The following is a 13,229-nucleotide window of genomic DNA, read 5'->3' as shown; positions in this document are numbered from 1 at the left end:
CACTGTGACTGAACCGGTCGACAAGGTTCCGGCGGCGGCGGTGCCGCCGGAGCAGATCAAGGCCATCCCGGTCCGCCACTACGGCCGCTGGGTGTCCGGCGTCGTGGTCCTCGCCCTCGTGGTGATGATCGGGATCGCCTTCTCCAACGCGAAGATCAACTACAGCGTCATCCCCGACTACCTCTTCGACAAGGGCATCGTCTCCGGCGCCTGGACCACGCTCTACATCTCGGTCCTCGCCATGGTGCTCGGCGTCGCGCTCGGCGTGATCCTCGCGGTGATGCGGCTGTCGTCGAACCCGGTCACCAGCACGGTGTCCTGGTTCTACATCTGGTTCTTCCGGGGCACCCCGGTCCTGGTCCAGCTGCTGCTCTGGTACAACATCGCGCTGGTCTTCCCCATCCTGAACCTGGGGTTCTACAAGGACGAGATGAACCAGGTGATGACCCCGGTCCTCACCGCCCTGCTGGGCCTCGGCCTCAACGAGGCCGCGTACATGTCGGAGATCGTCCGCGCCGGCATCCAGTCGGTCGACGAGGGGCAGACGGAGGCCTCGCACGCGCTCGGCATGACCCAGGGTCAGACGCTGCGCCGGGTGATCCTGCCGCAGGCGATGCGGGTGATCATCCCGCCGACCGGCAACGAGTTCATCAACATGCTGAAGACCTCGTCGCTGGCCTACGCGGTCCAGCTCCCCGAGCTGATCAAGAAGGCCACGGACATCTCCAGCACCTCGCTGGCGGTCGTCGAGATGTACTTCGTCGCCTGCATCTGGTACCTGTTCCTGACCACGATCTTCAGCATCGTGCAGTACTACATCGAACGCCGTTACGCCCGCGGCTCCTCGCGCAACCTCCCGCCCACCCCGCTGCAGCGGCTGCGGCGGAATCTGTCCCAGTGGGGTTCGTTCCGTCGCCCGGAGGTGGCCCGATGACCTCTCTCGCCAAGGACATCACCCCGCCGAGCAGCGGCGCCCCGATGGTCAAGGCCGAGGGCGTGCACAAGTCGTTCGGGCTGTCGCACATCCTCAAGGGCATCGACCTGGAGGTGCTGCCCCGCGAGGTGTTCTGCCTGATCGGCCCGTCCGGCTCCGGCAAGAGCACGTTCCTCAGGTGCATCAACCATCTTGAGAAGATCAGCGCCGGCCGCCTGTACGTGGACGGCAGCCTGGTCGGCTACCGCCAGCACGGCGACAAGCTCTACGAGCTGAAGGAGAAGGAGGTCGCGGCGCAGCGGCGGGACATCGGCATGGTGTTCCAGCGCTTCAACCTCTTCCCGCACATGACGGCTCTGGAGAACGTCATGGAGGCGCCGGTCCAGGTCAAGCGCGAGTCCAGGGCCGTGGCCCGGGAGCGGGCGGAGCGGCTCCTGGACCGGGTGGGTCTCGGCGACCGCAAGGGCCACTACCCGGCGCAGCTCTCCGGCGGCCAGCAGCAGCGCGTCGCGATCGCCCGCGCGCTCGCCATGCAGCCCAAGCTGATGCTCTTCGACGAGCCGACCTCCGCGCTCGACCCGGAGCTGGTCGGCGAGGTCCTGGACGTGATGCGGGACCTGGCCGAGGACGGCATGACGATGATCGTCGTCACGCACGAGATGGGCTTCGCCCGCGAGGTCGGCGACAGCCTGGTCTTCATGGACGACGGTGTGGTGGTCGAGTCCGGCCATCCGCGCGACGTCCTGGGCAACCCCCAGCACGACCGGACGAAGTCGTTCCTGTCGAAGGTGCTGTAGCGGTACGACCCACGAGGGGCGGTACGAGCATGCTCGTACCGCCCCTTCGGTCTGTGTGGCGGCGGCTACTTGACGGCGAGCAGCAGGGTGTCCGAGGGCGAGCACCACACGGGCCGGGCCTCCCCGAACCCCTTCTCGCGCAGCACGCGCGCGTGCCACTCCGGCGAGGGCATGTCACCGTCCGCGTGTTCGCCGTAGATCTCGAAGCGGCGGGCGGTCGGACCGGCCAGCACCGGGTCCTGGGCCGCCAGTTGCCACCACTCGGCCCAGTCCAGCGCGCCCGAGGCCTTGGCCTGATCCATGCGGAGATGCCGCTGGGCCCGCTCGGCCGCGTTGATCCGGGGCGTGCTGTCGTCGATCATGTGGTCCGCGTTCATGAAGACACCGCCGTCGCGGACGAGTCCCGCGACCTGACCGTAGAGGGCCGCGAGGGGTTCGCTGTGCAGCCAGTGCAGGGCCGTGGCGGTCAGGACGGCGTCGTACGCGTCGTACGGCAGCCTCGTGGTCCACTGGGGGTCCTTGAGGTCGGCGGTGACGAACGTGGCCCGGTCGTCGCCCGCGAAGGTGCCCTCGGCGATGGCGAGCAGGGCCGGGTCGAGGTCGACGCCGACGCTCACCGCGTCCGGGAGGCGGGCGAGCAGCCGGGCGGTGATACTGCCGGTGCCGCAGGCCAGGTCGAGGACGCGCGGGGCGGTGCCGGCGAGCGCCTCCACCATGTCGAGCATGATCCGGAACCGTTCCTCGCGGTCCGGCATGTACCACTCCTGCTGCCGGTCCCAGCTCTCCTGCCAGGCACCCCAGTCGGCACCGGCAGTGGTCGTCGTAGCGTCCGTCATGACACCTCTCCACCCGCATGTCCCGTAATACCCTGGAAGCACGACCGGCTGTTACCCGACCGCACGACCGACCATAGAGCGCCCCCGTAAGGACTACAAGTGGAACTGGCCTATTACTCGGATTACGCCGTCCGTCTCGTCAACAGCGAGGAACCGGCCCGGGGCAAGGACTCCCTGACCTCGGTCGAGGCCGTCCGCGACCTCTTCGGCGGCAACCAGCAGGCCGCCCGGCGCGCCACCGACGCGGACCTCACCCGCTTCCGCTCGGTGCGGGCCCGGCTGCGCTCGGTCTTCGAGGCCGCCGACAAGGGCGAGGAGGCCCTCGCGGTCGACCTGCTGAACTCACTCCTGCTGGACTTCCCGGTCAGCCCGCAGATCTCGGGCCACGACTTCCGGGACGACGACGGCCGCCCGCTGTGGCACATGCACCTGGCCGACCACCCCTCCAACGCCACGGCCGGCTACGCGGCGATCGCGGCGATGGGCCTCGCCTTCCACCTCACCGAGTACGGCGTCGACCGGCTCGGCCTGTGCGAGGCGCCGCCGTGCCGCAACGCCTACCTCGACACCTCCACCAACCGCTCCCGGCGCTACTGCTCGGACCGCTGCGCGACCCGCGCCAACGTGGCCGCCTACCGGGCCCGCAAACGCCTGGAGGCGGAACGGCCGGAGAGCACCGGCCGCAGCGCGGAGACCGCCCAGCGCACCAGCGCCAGCGGCGAGCGCTGACCGCCCCCGAGCGGCCGCCACCGCACCAGGGCCCGGCCCAGGATCAGCTCCTGGGGCACGGTCCCGTAGTCCGTGCTGTCCCCGCCCGCGTACGCGTTGTCCCCCAGCACCCACCAGCCGCCCTCGCGCGGCTCCACGGCCCGTTTGACGACCAGCAGGTCCTGCTGGAAAGGGTGGCGCAGGACGACGACGTCCCCGGCCCGCACCCGGGCCCCGTACCGCACCAGGAGCTGATCCCCCTGGTACAGCGTGGGCACCATGGACGGGCCGGTCACCTCGGCCAGTCCGAAGGGCGCGGCGCCCCTCCCCCGCTCGGTCTCCTGCGACAGCTCCGGCATCCCCGGCACCTCCCCGGTCCGTTCCTCCACCAGTCTCAGTCTGACCCTGGACTTTTGTCCTAAGCCCATGGGGGCACTCGCGAAATCACGCTTCCCAGGGAGTAATGTCCCACCTGAGAAGACGATCACGAGGAAGGAATGCTCCATGCTTTCCCGCCTGTTTGCCCCCAAGGTCAAGGTCAGCGCCCACTGCGACCTGCCCTGCGGCGTGTACGACCCGGCCCAGGCCCGCATCGAGGCGGAGTCGGTGAAGGCCGTGCAGGAGAAGATGGCCGCCAACGACGACCCGCACTTCCAGGCCCGCGCCGTTGTCATCAAGGAGCAGCGCGCCGAGCTCGCCAAGCACCACGTCTCGGTGCTGTGGAGCGACTACTTCAAGCCCCCGCACTTCGAGAAGTACCCCCAGCTGCACGTCCTGGTGAACGACACCCTGAAGGCCCTGTCCGCCGCCAAGGCGTCCACGGACCCGAAGACCGGCGAGAAGGCCCTGGAGCTCATCGCCGAGATCGACAAGATCTTCTGGGAGACCAAGAAGGCCTGAACCATGGCCTTTTGAGTTGTGCCGGTCTTACCCAGCCGCACCCGGACCCCGGTCTTCCCGGGGTCCGGGTGCGGTTTTTTCCTGCCGTGCCAGCTTTCTGAGCGGCTCGTCGGTCAGGCGGCAGATCCGCCACTCGTCCAGGAAGTCCGCGCCGAGGGACCGGTAGAAGTCGACCGCCGGCTCGTTCCAGTCCAGGACCCACCACTCGAAGCGCTCGTAGCCGCTGCGCAGACAGAGCGCGGCGAGGGAGGCGAGCAGGGACCTGCCGTGGCCGCCGCCGCGGGCGTGGGGCCGTACGTAGAGGTCCTCCAGGTGGATGCCCCGGGTGCCGGTCCAGGTCGAGAAGCGCGGGAACCACAGGGCGTAGCCCACGACCTCGCCCGTGGTGTCGTCCTCGGCGATCAGGGCGTAGGCGGCGGGGCGGGCGCCGAACAGCGCCTCGCGGAGCTGCTCGTCGGTGGCCCGGGCCTGCTCCACGGCCCGCTCGTACGCGGCGAGTTCGCGGATCATCGCGCGGATCTCGGGAATGTCGTGCTCGGTGGCGTCGCGGATCATACGGAAGATCCTGGGACACCGGGCCGAGCCGTGTCCATCCGGTTCCACATGCAAAGCGGCCGGCCGGGGATCCGGCCGGCCGCTGCGGTGGCGGTGCTAGTGCCCGCCGTCGTGGTCGTCCTCGCCGGCCTCCAGGAGGCCCGCCGCCGCGCCCACGATCCGCGGGTCCGGGCTGCCGACGACCTCATCGTCCTTGTCGGCGTAGTCGAAGCGGGCCAGCACGCTGCGCATGGCCTCGACGCGGGCCCGCTTCTTGTCGTTGCTCTTGACCACGGTCCAGGGCGCGTACTCCGTGTCCGTCTCACGGAACATGGCGACCTTCGCGGCCGTGTAGTCGTCCCAGCGGTCCAGCGAGGCCAGGTCCATCGGGCTGAGCTTCCACTGCCGTACCGGGTCGACCTGCCGGATCGTGAAGCGGGTCCGCTGCTCGCCCTGCGAGACCGAGAACCAGAACTTCACCAGGTCGACGCCGTCGTCCACGAGCATCCGCTCGAACAGCGGGGCCTGGCGCATGAAGCGCCGGTACTGGTCGTCCGAGCAGAAGCCCATGACCCGCTCGACGCCGGCCCGGTTGTACCAGGACCGGTCGAACATCACGATCTCGCCGGCGGTCGGGAGGTACTCGACATAGCGCTGGAAGTACCACTGACCGCTCTCGCGCTCGGTCGGCTTCTCCAGCGCCACCACACGCGCGCCACGGGGGTTCAGGTGCTCCGTGAAGCGCTTGATCGTGCCGCCCTTGCCGGCCGCGTCCCGGCCCTCGAAGACGATGACGATCCGGCGTCCCGTCTCCTTGATCCAGGTCTGCAGCTTCAGCAGTTCGATCTGCTGCAGCCGCTTGTGCCACTCGTACTCCTTGCGCTCCATACGGGACGCGTACGGGTAGTTCTCCCGCCAGGTGTCGATCGGGGACCCGTCCGGGCGGATGAGTACGGGGTCGTCCGGGTCGCTGTAGTCGACCTTCAGGTCGGCCAGCTCGGACAGCAGGTCCGGCGTCGTCATCCAGTCCTCCTCAGCGCATAAGTGGGGTCAGTGGAACTGCGGCACGATCAGGTAGATGCCGTACGCCACCACGGCCGCGCAGGCGAGGAAGCACAGCCCCGCCTGGGCGATGCCGACCGTGCTGGTGCCGCCGTGCTCCTTGGCGTCCTCGTGACGGGCGAACCCGAGGACGCCGAAGGCGAAGACGACCACCACTGCGAATGTAACTCCGATGCTCACCGCGGTGACCTCGCCGAGTGAGGTCCAGTCGATGCTCATGGGGACTCCCTGACTCAGGCGGCGGTGCCGACGTTGGACGGAGGCGTGGTGCGGATGGCGACCTCGTGCCCGTCGTTGACGTTCTTCGCGTCGATCGGGTTGCGCCGCGAGAGCAGCACGATGCCCGCCGCGAGCGCGGCGCCGACCAGCGCGACCACGACCGTGCCGAAGTTGCCGCCGTGCTTGACCGCGTCCGCCGAGATGCCGCCGACCAGCGCGGCACAGGGCAGGGTGATCACCCAGGCGGCCACCATACGGCCGGCCACGCCCCAGCGGACCTCCGCGAGCCGCCGGCCGACGCCCGCGCCGAGGATGGAACCGGAGGCGACCTGCGTGGTGGACAGCGCGAAGCCCATGTGGGCGGAGGTCAGGATGACGGCCGTGGAAGCGGTCTCCGCCGCGAAGCCCTGCGGGGACTGGATCTCCGTCAGACCCTTGCCCATGGTGCGGATGATCCGCCAGCCGCCGATGTAGGTGCCGAGGGCGATGGCGAGACCCGCGCTGAAGATCACCCACAGCGGCGGGCCGGCGTCGCCCGGGAGCGCGCCGACGGAGATCAGGGTCAGCGTGATGATGCCCATCGTCTTCTGGGCGTCGTTGGTGCCGTGCGCGAGCGAGACCAGCGAGGCGGAGCCGATCTGCCCGAGCCGGAAGCCCTTGGTCACGGACTCCGCGCGGCCGCGGTGGGTGAGCTTGTAGGCGCAGTACGTCGCGATCAGCGCGGCGACCCCCGCCACCACCGGAGACGCGAACGCCGGGATGATGATCTTCTCGACAACCTTGTCGAAGTTGATCGCACCGGACCCCGCACCGACCCACACCGCGCCGATCAGCCCGCCGAACAGGGCGTGCGAGGAACTGGAGGGCAACCCGACCAGCCAGGTCACCAGATTCCAGAGGATCGCCCCCACGAGCCCCGCGAAGATCATCGCCGGAGTCACCTTGGCGTCGTTCACAATGCCGCCGGAGATCGTCTTGGCGACCTCCGTGGAGAGGAAGGCACCGACCAGGTTCAGTACGCCACTGATCAGTACGGCTGTCTTCGGTTTGAGCGCGCCTGTCGCGATGGACGTGGCCATCGCGTTCGCCGTGTCGTGAAACCCATTGGTGAAGTCGAACGCCAGTGCTGTGACGATCACGACCGCCACGAGGAACGTGATGTGGTCCATTCTTCTATGCAAACAAGCGTGAGCCAATTACGCGAGAACCGGAAGCGAACGAAGGTTCAAGAACAAGCCCGGTCCAGGTACGGGATGTGCATGTCATGCTGGGGTTATGACCCTGGAGGACCTGAGGCGGCTGCGCCGCGCGCGCGACCGCATGGACCGGGAGTACGCCGAGGCGCTCGACATGACCGAGCTGGCGCGCACCGCCCTCATGTCCCCCGGCCACTTCCAGCGCAGCTTCCGCAAGGCCTTCGGGGAGACCCCGTACAGCTATCTCATGACCCGGCGGGTCGAACGGGCCAAGGCGCTGCTGCGGCGCGGCGACCTCACGGTGACCGAGGTCTGCATGGCCGTCGGCTGTACCTCGCTGGGGTCCTTCAGCTCACGGTTCACCGAGCTGGTCGGGGAGACGCCGAGCGCGTACCGGGCCCGGGACCACGAGGAGAGCACGGTGATCCCGTCCTGCGTGGCCCGCACCTTCACCCGGCCACGCCGCCGCCCGTACTGACCGCGCGCTCCGCCCCCTCCCCGGGCAGGTCACTCAGCGCTCCCCCGCCGTACACTGGCCGTCACCGTCAACATCGTTGCCCGACAAGGTTTGTGCACAGGGTCGCCGGAAGCATTCGGGGGAGCCGTGACCACCGCATTCATCTCTGTCCTGAGCGCCGCCCCGGTCACGGACGCCGAGTCCCTGACCGACTGGCTCAGAGGCGAGCCGGCGCTCGCCGGCCGGGTCCGGCCGGTCGGGCGCGCCCCGGCCGAGGGCCGGCTGGGCGTCCCGCTGGACACCGTGTCCGTGCTGCTCGGCGCGGGCGGCCCGCTCACGGTCCTCGCCTCCTGCCTGCGCGCCTGGATCACCCAGCCACGCCGCAGCGACGTGAAGCTGACCGTCGGACGGGAGAACGGCCCCACCGTCGAGATCGACGCCCGCCGGGTCAGCCGCGAGGACGTGGAGCAGCTGCTGCGGCAGGCCCTGGACCAGCCGGACGTACGGGAGTGACGTGCGCCTTCCCGACCCCCGCCGCTCCCGGGTCGTCCTGATCGGCGCGAGCCGCTACGCCGACCCGGAACTGCCGGATCTGCCGGCCGTCGAGAAGACCGTCGCCGACCTCGCCGCGCTGCTCACCGAGCCGGCGCACGGGCTCGTCCCGGACGGCCACTGCACGGTCCTGCTCGACGACGGCGACCTGCGCACGGTCGGCGACCGGCTGCGCTCCGCCGTCGCCGGGGCCGAGGACCTCCTGCTGGTCTTCTACGCCGGTCACGGCCTGGTCGCCGGCCGCCGCCACGGCCTGTACCTCGCGCTGCCCGACAGCCGCTGGGAGGCGCCCGAGTTCAACTCCCTGGAGTACGACAAACTCCGCGACGCCGTCCTCGACTCCCCCGCCGAGACCAAGGTGGTGGTCCTCGACTGCTGCTTCTCCGGCCGCGCGGTCGGCGACTCGCTCGGTACGGGTACGGGAGCCGGGCGGATCGACCAGCTGGAGGTGGCCGGCACCTACGTCCTGACCTCCGCCCAGCGCGACCAGGTCGCCCTCGCCCTCCCCGGCGAGGAACACACCGCGTTCTCCGGACGGTTGATCCGGCTGCTGCGCGAAGGGATGGCCGGCGGACCCGAGTTGCTCACCGTCGACGACCTCTATCGCGGGCTGCGGGCGGTCATGGCCGCCGAGGGCCTGCCCACCCCGCTCAACCGGGGCGTCGGCACGGCCGGTTCGATCGCCCTCGGGATCAACCGCGCGTTCGCCGGCACCGCGGGCCCCGGACTCCGCGACCGCCAGGCCGCCGCCGTCGAGCAGGGCAAGGCCGGGGACTGGGCGGGGGCGGCCGAGCGGCTCCGCGGGATCGTCGACGAGCAGACCCGGATCCTGGGCGCCGAGCACGCGGACACCCTGCGCGGCCGCCAGGCCCACGCGCACAGCCTGGGCGGCGCCGGCAGCCCCGCGGCGGCGGCCGGCCTGCTGCGCCCGCTCCTCGCCGACCAGCTGCGGCTGCTCGGCCCGGACCACGAGGACACCCTGCGCACCCGCCAGTTCCTCGCCGTCAACCTCGGCGAGGCGGGGCACCGGGAGGAGGCGGTGGGGATGTTCCGGGTGCTGCTGGCGGACCGGGGGCGGGTGCTGGGCACGGACCATCCGCACACCCTGCGGACCCGGCACCTGCTCGCCCGGAACCTGACGTTCACCGGCGGCCGGGCGGAGGCACGGGCGCTGCTGCGGGAGGTGGTGGCGGTACGGGCGCGGGTGCTGGGGGCGGAACATCCGCACACCCGCAGGGCACGGGAGGATCTGGCGGGGGTGAGCGATGTACGAGAGGTTCGGTGAGCGCGCGCACCTCGTGGTGGACCGCGCGCACGAGGAGGCGCGTGCGCTCCGGCACTGGTATGTCGAGCCCGGGCATGTCCTGCTGGCCCTCCTCCGTGAGGACCAGCTCGAAGGGCTGCCCAACGCGCCTTTCGGGGCGGTGCGCGCGGAGCTGGTCACCGCCCTCGGCAAGGGCACGGCCGAGCCGGGCGACTTCCTGCCGCTGACCGGCGAGACGAGCGCCGTGTTCGAGGTGGCCGCCGTGGAGGCCGACCGGCTCGGCCATCGGCTCGTGCAGCCGTTCCACATCCTGCTCGCCCTGCTGGCCGGCGCGAACACGGTGATCGCGGACGTCCTGTCGGCGCACCGGACCGACCCCCCGCCGCCCCGCCGGCCCCTCGGCGACCCGCTCGCCCGCACGCTGCTGGCCTCCCTCACCGGGGCCCCGGCCGCCGGCCCGCCGCCCGGCCCCGAAATCCCCGTCGCGCGGGCCGTCCCGCCCCCGGACCACGACCCCTACGTCTGGGCCATGAGCTGACCAAGCACCGCGGCCGGGATCGCCCTAGCCTGACCCCATGGACGTAAAACTCGCGCAGTGCTTCATCGCCGTCGACGACCACGACAAGGCGCTGGCCTTCTACCGTGATGTCCTCGGCCTGGAGGTCCACAACGACGTGGAGTTCGAGGGGATGCGGTGGGTGACCGTCGGGTCGCCGCTGCAGCCGGGCGTGGAGATCGTGCTGGAGCCGCCCGGCGCCAATCCGGACGCCTCCCCCGCCGACCGGCAGGCCATGGCCGAGCTGCTGGCCAAGGGCATGCTGCGCGGGGTGATCTTCTCCACCACCGACTGCGACGCGCTGTACGAGCGGGTGCGGGAGTACGGCGGCGAGGTGCTCCAGGAGCCGACGGACCAGCACTGGGGCGTACGGGACTGCGCGTTCCGGGACCCGGCCGGGAACCTGCTGCGATTCATGGAACGCCGGTAAGCGGCCGCCCGCCGAACGCCGGTGGCCGGCGGGTGCCCCCTTTACGATCCCGTCCATGAGCATCCGCTGGACGTACGCCTTCGCCGACCGCCCCCTCGCGCACCTGGCCGCCGCCCAGGCCTTCTGGACGGCGGTCACCGGCACCTTCCTCTCCGCGCCCCGTGGTGAGAACGACGAGTTCGTGACGCTGCTGCCGGCCAGCGGTGTGGACGCCTGCGTCAAGGTCCAGGGGGTCGACGCGGGCCCCGGCGGAGCCCACCTGGATCTCTGCGTCGAGGATGTGCCGGGGCTGCTGAAGCGAGCCCGGGAGCTGGGCGCCGAGACGGTCGCCGAGCACGACGGGTGGGCCGTGCTGCGGTCGCCCGGCGGGCAGTCGTTCTGCGCGGTGCCCTGGCACGGGGAGTCGGTCCGGCCGCCGGTGGTGGCGGGCAGCCGGCTCGACCAGCTCAGCCTCGACATCCCGCCGTCCGCCTACGAATCGGAGACCGCGTTCTGGGCCGAACTGACCGGCTGGGAGCTGCTGGCCGGCGCGCTGCCGGAGTTCCGGGTGCTCAGGCCGCCGGCCGGGCTGCCGGTGCGGATCCTGCTCCAGCGGCTGGACGGCGAACAGCCCGCCGCCGCCCATCTCGACCTGGCCTGCGCGGACATCGCGGCGACCCGGGCCCGGCACGAGGAACTCGGCGCCGTGCACCTGGCCGACGGCCCGCGCTGGGCGGTGATGCGCGACCCGGCGGGCGGCGTCTACTGCCTGACCGGCCGGGACCCGGAGACGGGCGGCCTGTCGGCCGTCACGGCCACGGGCGCACCTCCACCACGGCCGTGACCGGGATCGGCCCGTACACGTGCGGGAACTCCTCGCCGCCCGGCTTCATCGCCTCCCACTTCACCGGCACGCCGACCCGGGCCGGGTCCACGACCAGTACCACCAGCTCGTCCGGGCCCTCGTAGGAGCCGTACAAGAAGGCTGCCACGCGCGGGAGTTGGTCGGGGGTGGAGCAGTGGATGAAGCCCTCCTCCGAGACGGTGCGGCCCCGGGTGGACCACTCGTAGGCGCCTCGCGCGCGGGCCTCCTCCCACAGGGAGCGCTCGGTGATGTGCAGGATGTTCGGCAGTCCGGTCATGCGCTCACGCTACGGCGTCGGCCGGGCGGCTCCCACCAGGGGCGCCGGTGCCGTCCCGGGAACCTCGGGCCGCGCTCAGGACTCATTCACGGCGGTTTCCGGTGGAGGTGACTCCCCCGACGCCGGGGCGGGCCGCGGGGGCGGCTGTTCCTGGGGGATCGGTGGTCCGGAGTACTCGGCGCAGGCGGGGTTGCGGCAGGGGCCGGGCCCCCACACCGGAACCCAGGCGCCCAGCGTCTTGTGCCGGTGCACCACGCTCTCGACGGGCTGTCCGCAGACCGGACAGGCCTGGTCCTGGCTGGTCATGTCCCCAGCGTAGGCCGGAGCCGGGCGCGGCGCCCGCCGCCGGCCGGGATGCGCCGGGGCCCGCGTGAGTCGGCGGGCCCCGCACACCGTGGGGATGTGCGGGACCCGTCGGGCCGGAGCCCCCGGGGGTCCGCGCGGGGTCAGGAGCCGCGCGGTCCCGGGGACTCCGGGGTCTTCACCGGCTGCGCCGGGTCACGAACTCGGCGAGCGCCAGCAGGCCGCCCGCCGACTCGGGGTCGGGCACGGCACGGGCGAGTTCCTGCACCGCCCGGGCCATCCGGTCGGCCGCCTCGGACTGCGCCCAGTCCCGGCCGCCCGCCCGCTCCACGGCCCGTGCCGTACGCGCGATCTCGTCGGCGTCGGCCCGGGCGTGCGGGCTGCCGTACAGCGCGGCGAGTTCGCCGGCGGCGGGGGTGCCGGAGGTGAGGGCGGCGACGACCGGCAGGGACTTCTTGCGGGCGGCCAGGTCCGCGCCGGCCGGCTTGCCGGTGCGCCGTGGGTCGCCCCATATCCCGATGACGTCGTCGATCAGCTGGAAGGCGAGCCCGGCCTGCCGGCCGAAGCCGTCGAGCGCGGCCACGTCCGCCGCTCCCGCCCCGGCGTACAGCGCGCCCAGGGCGCAGGCGCAGCCGAGCAGCGCGCCGGTCTTGGCCTCGGCCATGGCGAGCGCCTCGTCGAGGGTGACCTCCTCGGGCGCCCGGTGCTCCATGGCGGTGTCCGCGTGCTGCCCGGCGCAGAGTTCGAGGACGCAGTCGGCGAGCCGGGCGGCGGCCGCGCCGGACGCCGGGTGCGGGTCCTCGGCGAGCAGCCTGAGGGCCAGCGCCTGGAGGGCGTCCCCGGCGAGGATCGCGTCGGCGTCGCCGAACACGGTCCAGGCGGTGGGCCGGTGCCTGCGGGAGGTGTCCCGGTCCATGACGTCGTCGTGCAGCAGGGTGAAGTTGTGCACCAGTTCCACGGCGGCCGCGGCCCGTACGGCGACCGCGCGGGCTCCCGCTCCGCCGAGCGCGTCGGCGGCGGCGAGGACCAGCGCCGGGCGGATGGCCTTGCCCGCGTTGCCCGCGGCCGGGGTGCCGTCCGCGTCCTCCCAGCCGAGGTGGTAGCGGGCGATCCGCCGCATCGAGCCGGGCAACGACTCGACGGCCGTGCGCAGTTCGGGGTCGACGAAGGCGCGGGCGCGGTCCAGCAGGGCCGTCGCCTCGGCTCCGTCGAGCGGCTCGGCCCAGTCGGGTGTCCCGGTCGACGCCGAGTCCCGCGGCGTCACCTCCGTCGGACCGTGCTGCCGCTGCGTCACGAACTCGGCCATGGCCTCCCCCTCGCGGAGTGCGCGTACCGCGGCGTCCCCGCCCCGGCTCGGCAC

19 protein-coding genes are annotated in these 13,229 nt (G+C 71.8%); 10 read left to right on the top strand and 9 right to left on the bottom strand.

What is annotated here, in order from left to right:
- The first annotated feature begins 4 nt into the window (after positions 1–4).
- Both ACIPSJ_RS13385 and ACIPSJ_RS13380 read left to right on the top strand, forming a co-directional pair.
- Positions 5–934 (top strand): amino acid ABC transporter permease, encoded by a 930-nt coding sequence (locus ACIPSJ_RS13385; RefSeq protein ID WP_359220845.1) that lies wholly within the window; start codon positions 5–7, stop codon positions 932–934.
- Positions 931–1,731, top strand: coding sequence for an amino acid ABC transporter ATP-binding protein (locus ACIPSJ_RS13380; RefSeq protein ID WP_359220847.1), 801 nt, complete (start codon positions 931–933; stop codon positions 1,729–1,731). Before ACIPSJ_RS13385 ends, ACIPSJ_RS13380 begins: the two co-directional genes overlap by 4 nt.
- Before the next feature lie 65 nt (positions 1,732–1,796).
- Here the strand turns inward: ACIPSJ_RS13380 and ACIPSJ_RS13375 are convergent, their stop codons facing one another.
- Positions 1,797–2,567 carry a class I SAM-dependent methyltransferase gene (locus ACIPSJ_RS13375; RefSeq protein ID WP_359220850.1) on the bottom strand — a complete coding sequence of 257 codons (771 nt, stop codon included), beginning with the start codon at positions 2,565–2,567 and terminating at the stop codon, positions 1,797–1,799.
- Between the two features lie 99 nt (positions 2,568–2,666).
- On the opposite strand from ACIPSJ_RS13375, the gene ACIPSJ_RS13370 reads away from it, so the two are divergent.
- Positions 2,667–3,296, top strand: a complete 630-nt coding sequence (locus ACIPSJ_RS13370) for a CGNR zinc finger domain-containing protein (RefSeq protein WP_355718543.1) — start codon at positions 2,667–2,669, stop codon at positions 3,294–3,296.
- Here ACIPSJ_RS13370 and sodX read toward each other — a convergent pair.
- Complete coding sequence (gene sodX, locus ACIPSJ_RS13365) at positions 3,200–3,634, bottom strand: nickel-type superoxide dismutase maturation protease (protein ID WP_359220896.1); 435 nt, start codon at positions 3,632–3,634, stop codon at positions 3,200–3,202. The genes ACIPSJ_RS13370 and sodX overlap by 97 nt on opposite strands.
- A 145-nt stretch (positions 3,635–3,779) precedes the next feature.
- Between sodX and sodN the strand changes: the two genes are divergently transcribed.
- Positions 3,780–4,175, top strand: a complete 396-nt coding sequence (sodN, locus tag ACIPSJ_RS13360; protein WP_355718546.1) for a superoxide dismutase, Ni — start codon at positions 3,780–3,782, stop codon at positions 4,173–4,175.
- A gap of 27 nt (positions 4,176–4,202) precedes the next feature.
- Here the strand turns inward: sodN and ACIPSJ_RS13355 are convergent, their stop codons facing one another.
- The 4 genes from ACIPSJ_RS13355 to ACIPSJ_RS13340 all read right to left on the bottom strand — a co-directional run bounded on the left by ACIPSJ_RS13355 (position 4,203) and on the right by ACIPSJ_RS13340 (position 7,159).
- On the bottom strand, positions 4,203–4,730 hold the full coding sequence (locus ACIPSJ_RS13355) for a GNAT family N-acetyltransferase (RefSeq protein ID WP_359220854.1): 528 nt from the start codon (positions 4,728–4,730) through the stop codon (positions 4,203–4,205).
- Between the two features lie 96 nt (positions 4,731–4,826).
- Positions 4,827–5,732: a polyphosphate kinase 2 gene (gene ppk2 / locus ACIPSJ_RS13350; RefSeq protein ID WP_401345604.1), complete on the bottom strand. Its 906-nt coding sequence runs from the start codon at positions 5,730–5,732 to the stop codon at positions 4,827–4,829.
- Between the two features lie 27 nt (positions 5,733–5,759).
- Positions 5,760–5,990 (bottom strand): hypothetical protein, encoded by a 231-nt coding sequence (locus ACIPSJ_RS13345; RefSeq protein WP_359220858.1) that lies wholly within the window; start codon positions 5,988–5,990, stop codon positions 5,760–5,762.
- A gap of 14 nt (positions 5,991–6,004) precedes the next feature.
- Complete coding sequence (locus tag ACIPSJ_RS13340; protein WP_401345601.1) at positions 6,005–7,159, bottom strand: anion permease; 1,155 nt, start codon at positions 7,157–7,159, stop codon at positions 6,005–6,007.
- A gap of 106 nt (positions 7,160–7,265) precedes the next feature.
- Between ACIPSJ_RS13340 and ACIPSJ_RS13335 the strand changes: the two genes are divergently transcribed.
- The 6 genes from ACIPSJ_RS13335 to ACIPSJ_RS13310 all read left to right on the top strand — a co-directional run bounded on the left by ACIPSJ_RS13335 (position 7,266) and on the right by ACIPSJ_RS13310 (position 11,268).
- On the top strand, positions 7,266–7,664 hold the full coding sequence (locus ACIPSJ_RS13335) for a helix-turn-helix transcriptional regulator (RefSeq protein WP_355718558.1): 399 nt from the start codon (positions 7,266–7,268) through the stop codon (positions 7,662–7,664).
- 126 nt (positions 7,665–7,790) lie between these two features.
- Positions 7,791–8,156 carry a hypothetical protein gene (locus tag ACIPSJ_RS13330; RefSeq protein ID WP_401345599.1) on the top strand — a complete coding sequence of 122 codons (366 nt, stop codon included), beginning with the start codon at positions 7,791–7,793 and terminating at the stop codon, positions 8,154–8,156.
- Position 8,157: 1 nt separating this feature from the next.
- Positions 8,158–9,480: a tetratricopeptide repeat protein gene (locus tag ACIPSJ_RS13325; protein WP_401345597.1), complete on the top strand. Its 1,323-nt coding sequence runs from the start codon at positions 8,158–8,160 to the stop codon at positions 9,478–9,480.
- Complete coding sequence (locus ACIPSJ_RS13320; protein WP_401345595.1) at positions 9,461–9,997, top strand: Clp protease N-terminal domain-containing protein; 537 nt, start codon at positions 9,461–9,463, stop codon at positions 9,995–9,997. The genes ACIPSJ_RS13325 and ACIPSJ_RS13320 overlap by 20 nt, the downstream gene beginning before the upstream one ends.
- A gap of 37 nt (positions 9,998–10,034) precedes the next feature.
- Positions 10,035–10,445, top strand: a complete 411-nt coding sequence (locus ACIPSJ_RS13315; RefSeq protein ID WP_355718569.1) for a VOC family protein — start codon at positions 10,035–10,037, stop codon at positions 10,443–10,445.
- Between the two features lie 55 nt (positions 10,446–10,500).
- Entirely contained in the window at positions 10,501–11,268 is a 768-nt protein-coding gene (locus tag ACIPSJ_RS13310) for a VOC family protein (RefSeq protein ID WP_401345593.1), read from the top strand.
- Here the strand turns inward: ACIPSJ_RS13310 and ACIPSJ_RS13305 are convergent.
- From ACIPSJ_RS13305 to ACIPSJ_RS13295, 3 genes are all read right to left on the bottom strand, one after another.
- Positions 11,234–11,566, bottom strand: a complete 333-nt coding sequence (locus tag ACIPSJ_RS13305) for a DUF952 domain-containing protein (protein WP_401345591.1) — start codon at positions 11,564–11,566, stop codon at positions 11,234–11,236. The two genes, ACIPSJ_RS13310 and ACIPSJ_RS13305, sit on opposite strands and share 35 nt — an antisense overlap.
- Positions 11,567–11,641: 75 nt before the next feature.
- Positions 11,642–11,872, bottom strand: coding sequence for a hypothetical protein (locus ACIPSJ_RS13300; protein WP_401345589.1), 231 nt, complete (start codon positions 11,870–11,872; stop codon positions 11,642–11,644).
- Positions 11,873–12,047: 175 nt separating this feature from the next.
- The gene (locus ACIPSJ_RS13295) at positions 12,048–13,175 is read right to left on the bottom strand and encodes a family 2 encapsulin nanocompartment cargo protein polyprenyl transferase (protein ID WP_401345587.1); all 1,128 of its coding nucleotides are present in this window, start codon (positions 13,173–13,175) and stop codon (positions 12,048–12,050) included.
- Positions 13,176–13,229: the final 54 nt, after the last annotated feature.

Origin of the sequence: Streptomyces sp. NPDC090088, assembly GCF_044747345.1 — a bacterium.
Lineage (GTDB): Bacteria > Actinomycetota > Actinomycetes > Streptomycetales > Streptomycetaceae > Streptomyces.
Note: the sequence above shows the minus strand (reverse complement) of the source record. Positions and strands in the feature narration are given on the sequence as shown.

Bases quoted from the DNA above. Each gene is read 5' to 3' on its own strand.
- ACIPSJ_RS13340 (WP_401345601.1), bottom strand. From the start codon at position 7,159: ATGGACCACATCACGTTCCTCGTGGCGGTCGTGATCGTCACAGCACTG.
- ACIPSJ_RS13320 (WP_401345595.1), top strand. From the start codon at position 9,461: ATGTACGAGAGGTTCGGTGAGCGCGCGCACCTCGTGGTGGACCGCGCG.
- ACIPSJ_RS13335 (WP_355718558.1), top strand. From the start codon at position 7,266: ATGACCCTGGAGGACCTGAGGCGGCTGCGCCGCGCGCGCGACCGCATG.
- ACIPSJ_RS13295 (WP_401345587.1), bottom strand. From the start codon at position 13,175: ATGGCCGAGTTCGTGACGCAGCGGCAGCACGGTCCGACGGAGGTGACG.
- ACIPSJ_RS13345 (WP_359220858.1), bottom strand. From the start codon at position 5,990: ATGAGCATCGACTGGACCTCACTCGGCGAGGTCACCGCGGTGAGCATC.
- sodN (WP_355718546.1), top strand. From the start codon at position 3,780: ATGCTTTCCCGCCTGTTTGCCCCCAAGGTCAAGGTCAGCGCCCACTGC.
- sodX (WP_359220896.1), bottom strand. From the start codon at position 3,634: ATGCCGGAGCTGTCGCAGGAGACCGAGCGGGGGAGGGGCGCCGCGCCC.
- ACIPSJ_RS13355 (WP_359220854.1), bottom strand. From the start codon at position 4,730: ATGATCCGCGACGCCACCGAGCACGACATTCCCGAGATCCGCGCGATG.
- ACIPSJ_RS13310 (WP_401345593.1), top strand. From the start codon at position 10,501: ATGAGCATCCGCTGGACGTACGCCTTCGCCGACCGCCCCCTCGCGCAC.
- ppk2 (WP_401345604.1), bottom strand. From the start codon at position 5,732: ATGACGACGCCGGACCTGCTGTCCGAGCTGGCCGACCTGAAGGTCGAC.
- ACIPSJ_RS13300 (WP_401345589.1), bottom strand. From the start codon at position 11,872: ATGACCAGCCAGGACCAGGCCTGTCCGGTCTGCGGACAGCCCGTCGAG.
- ACIPSJ_RS13380 (WP_359220847.1), top strand. From the start codon at position 931: ATGACCTCTCTCGCCAAGGACATCACCCCGCCGAGCAGCGGCGCCCCG.
- ACIPSJ_RS13315 (WP_355718569.1), top strand. From the start codon at position 10,035: ATGGACGTAAAACTCGCGCAGTGCTTCATCGCCGTCGACGACCACGAC.
- ACIPSJ_RS13375 (WP_359220850.1), bottom strand. From the start codon at position 2,567: ATGACGGACGCTACGACGACCACTGCCGGTGCCGACTGGGGTGCCTGG.
- ACIPSJ_RS13305 (WP_401345591.1), bottom strand. From the start codon at position 11,566: ATGACCGGACTGCCGAACATCCTGCACATCACCGAGCGCTCCCTGTGG.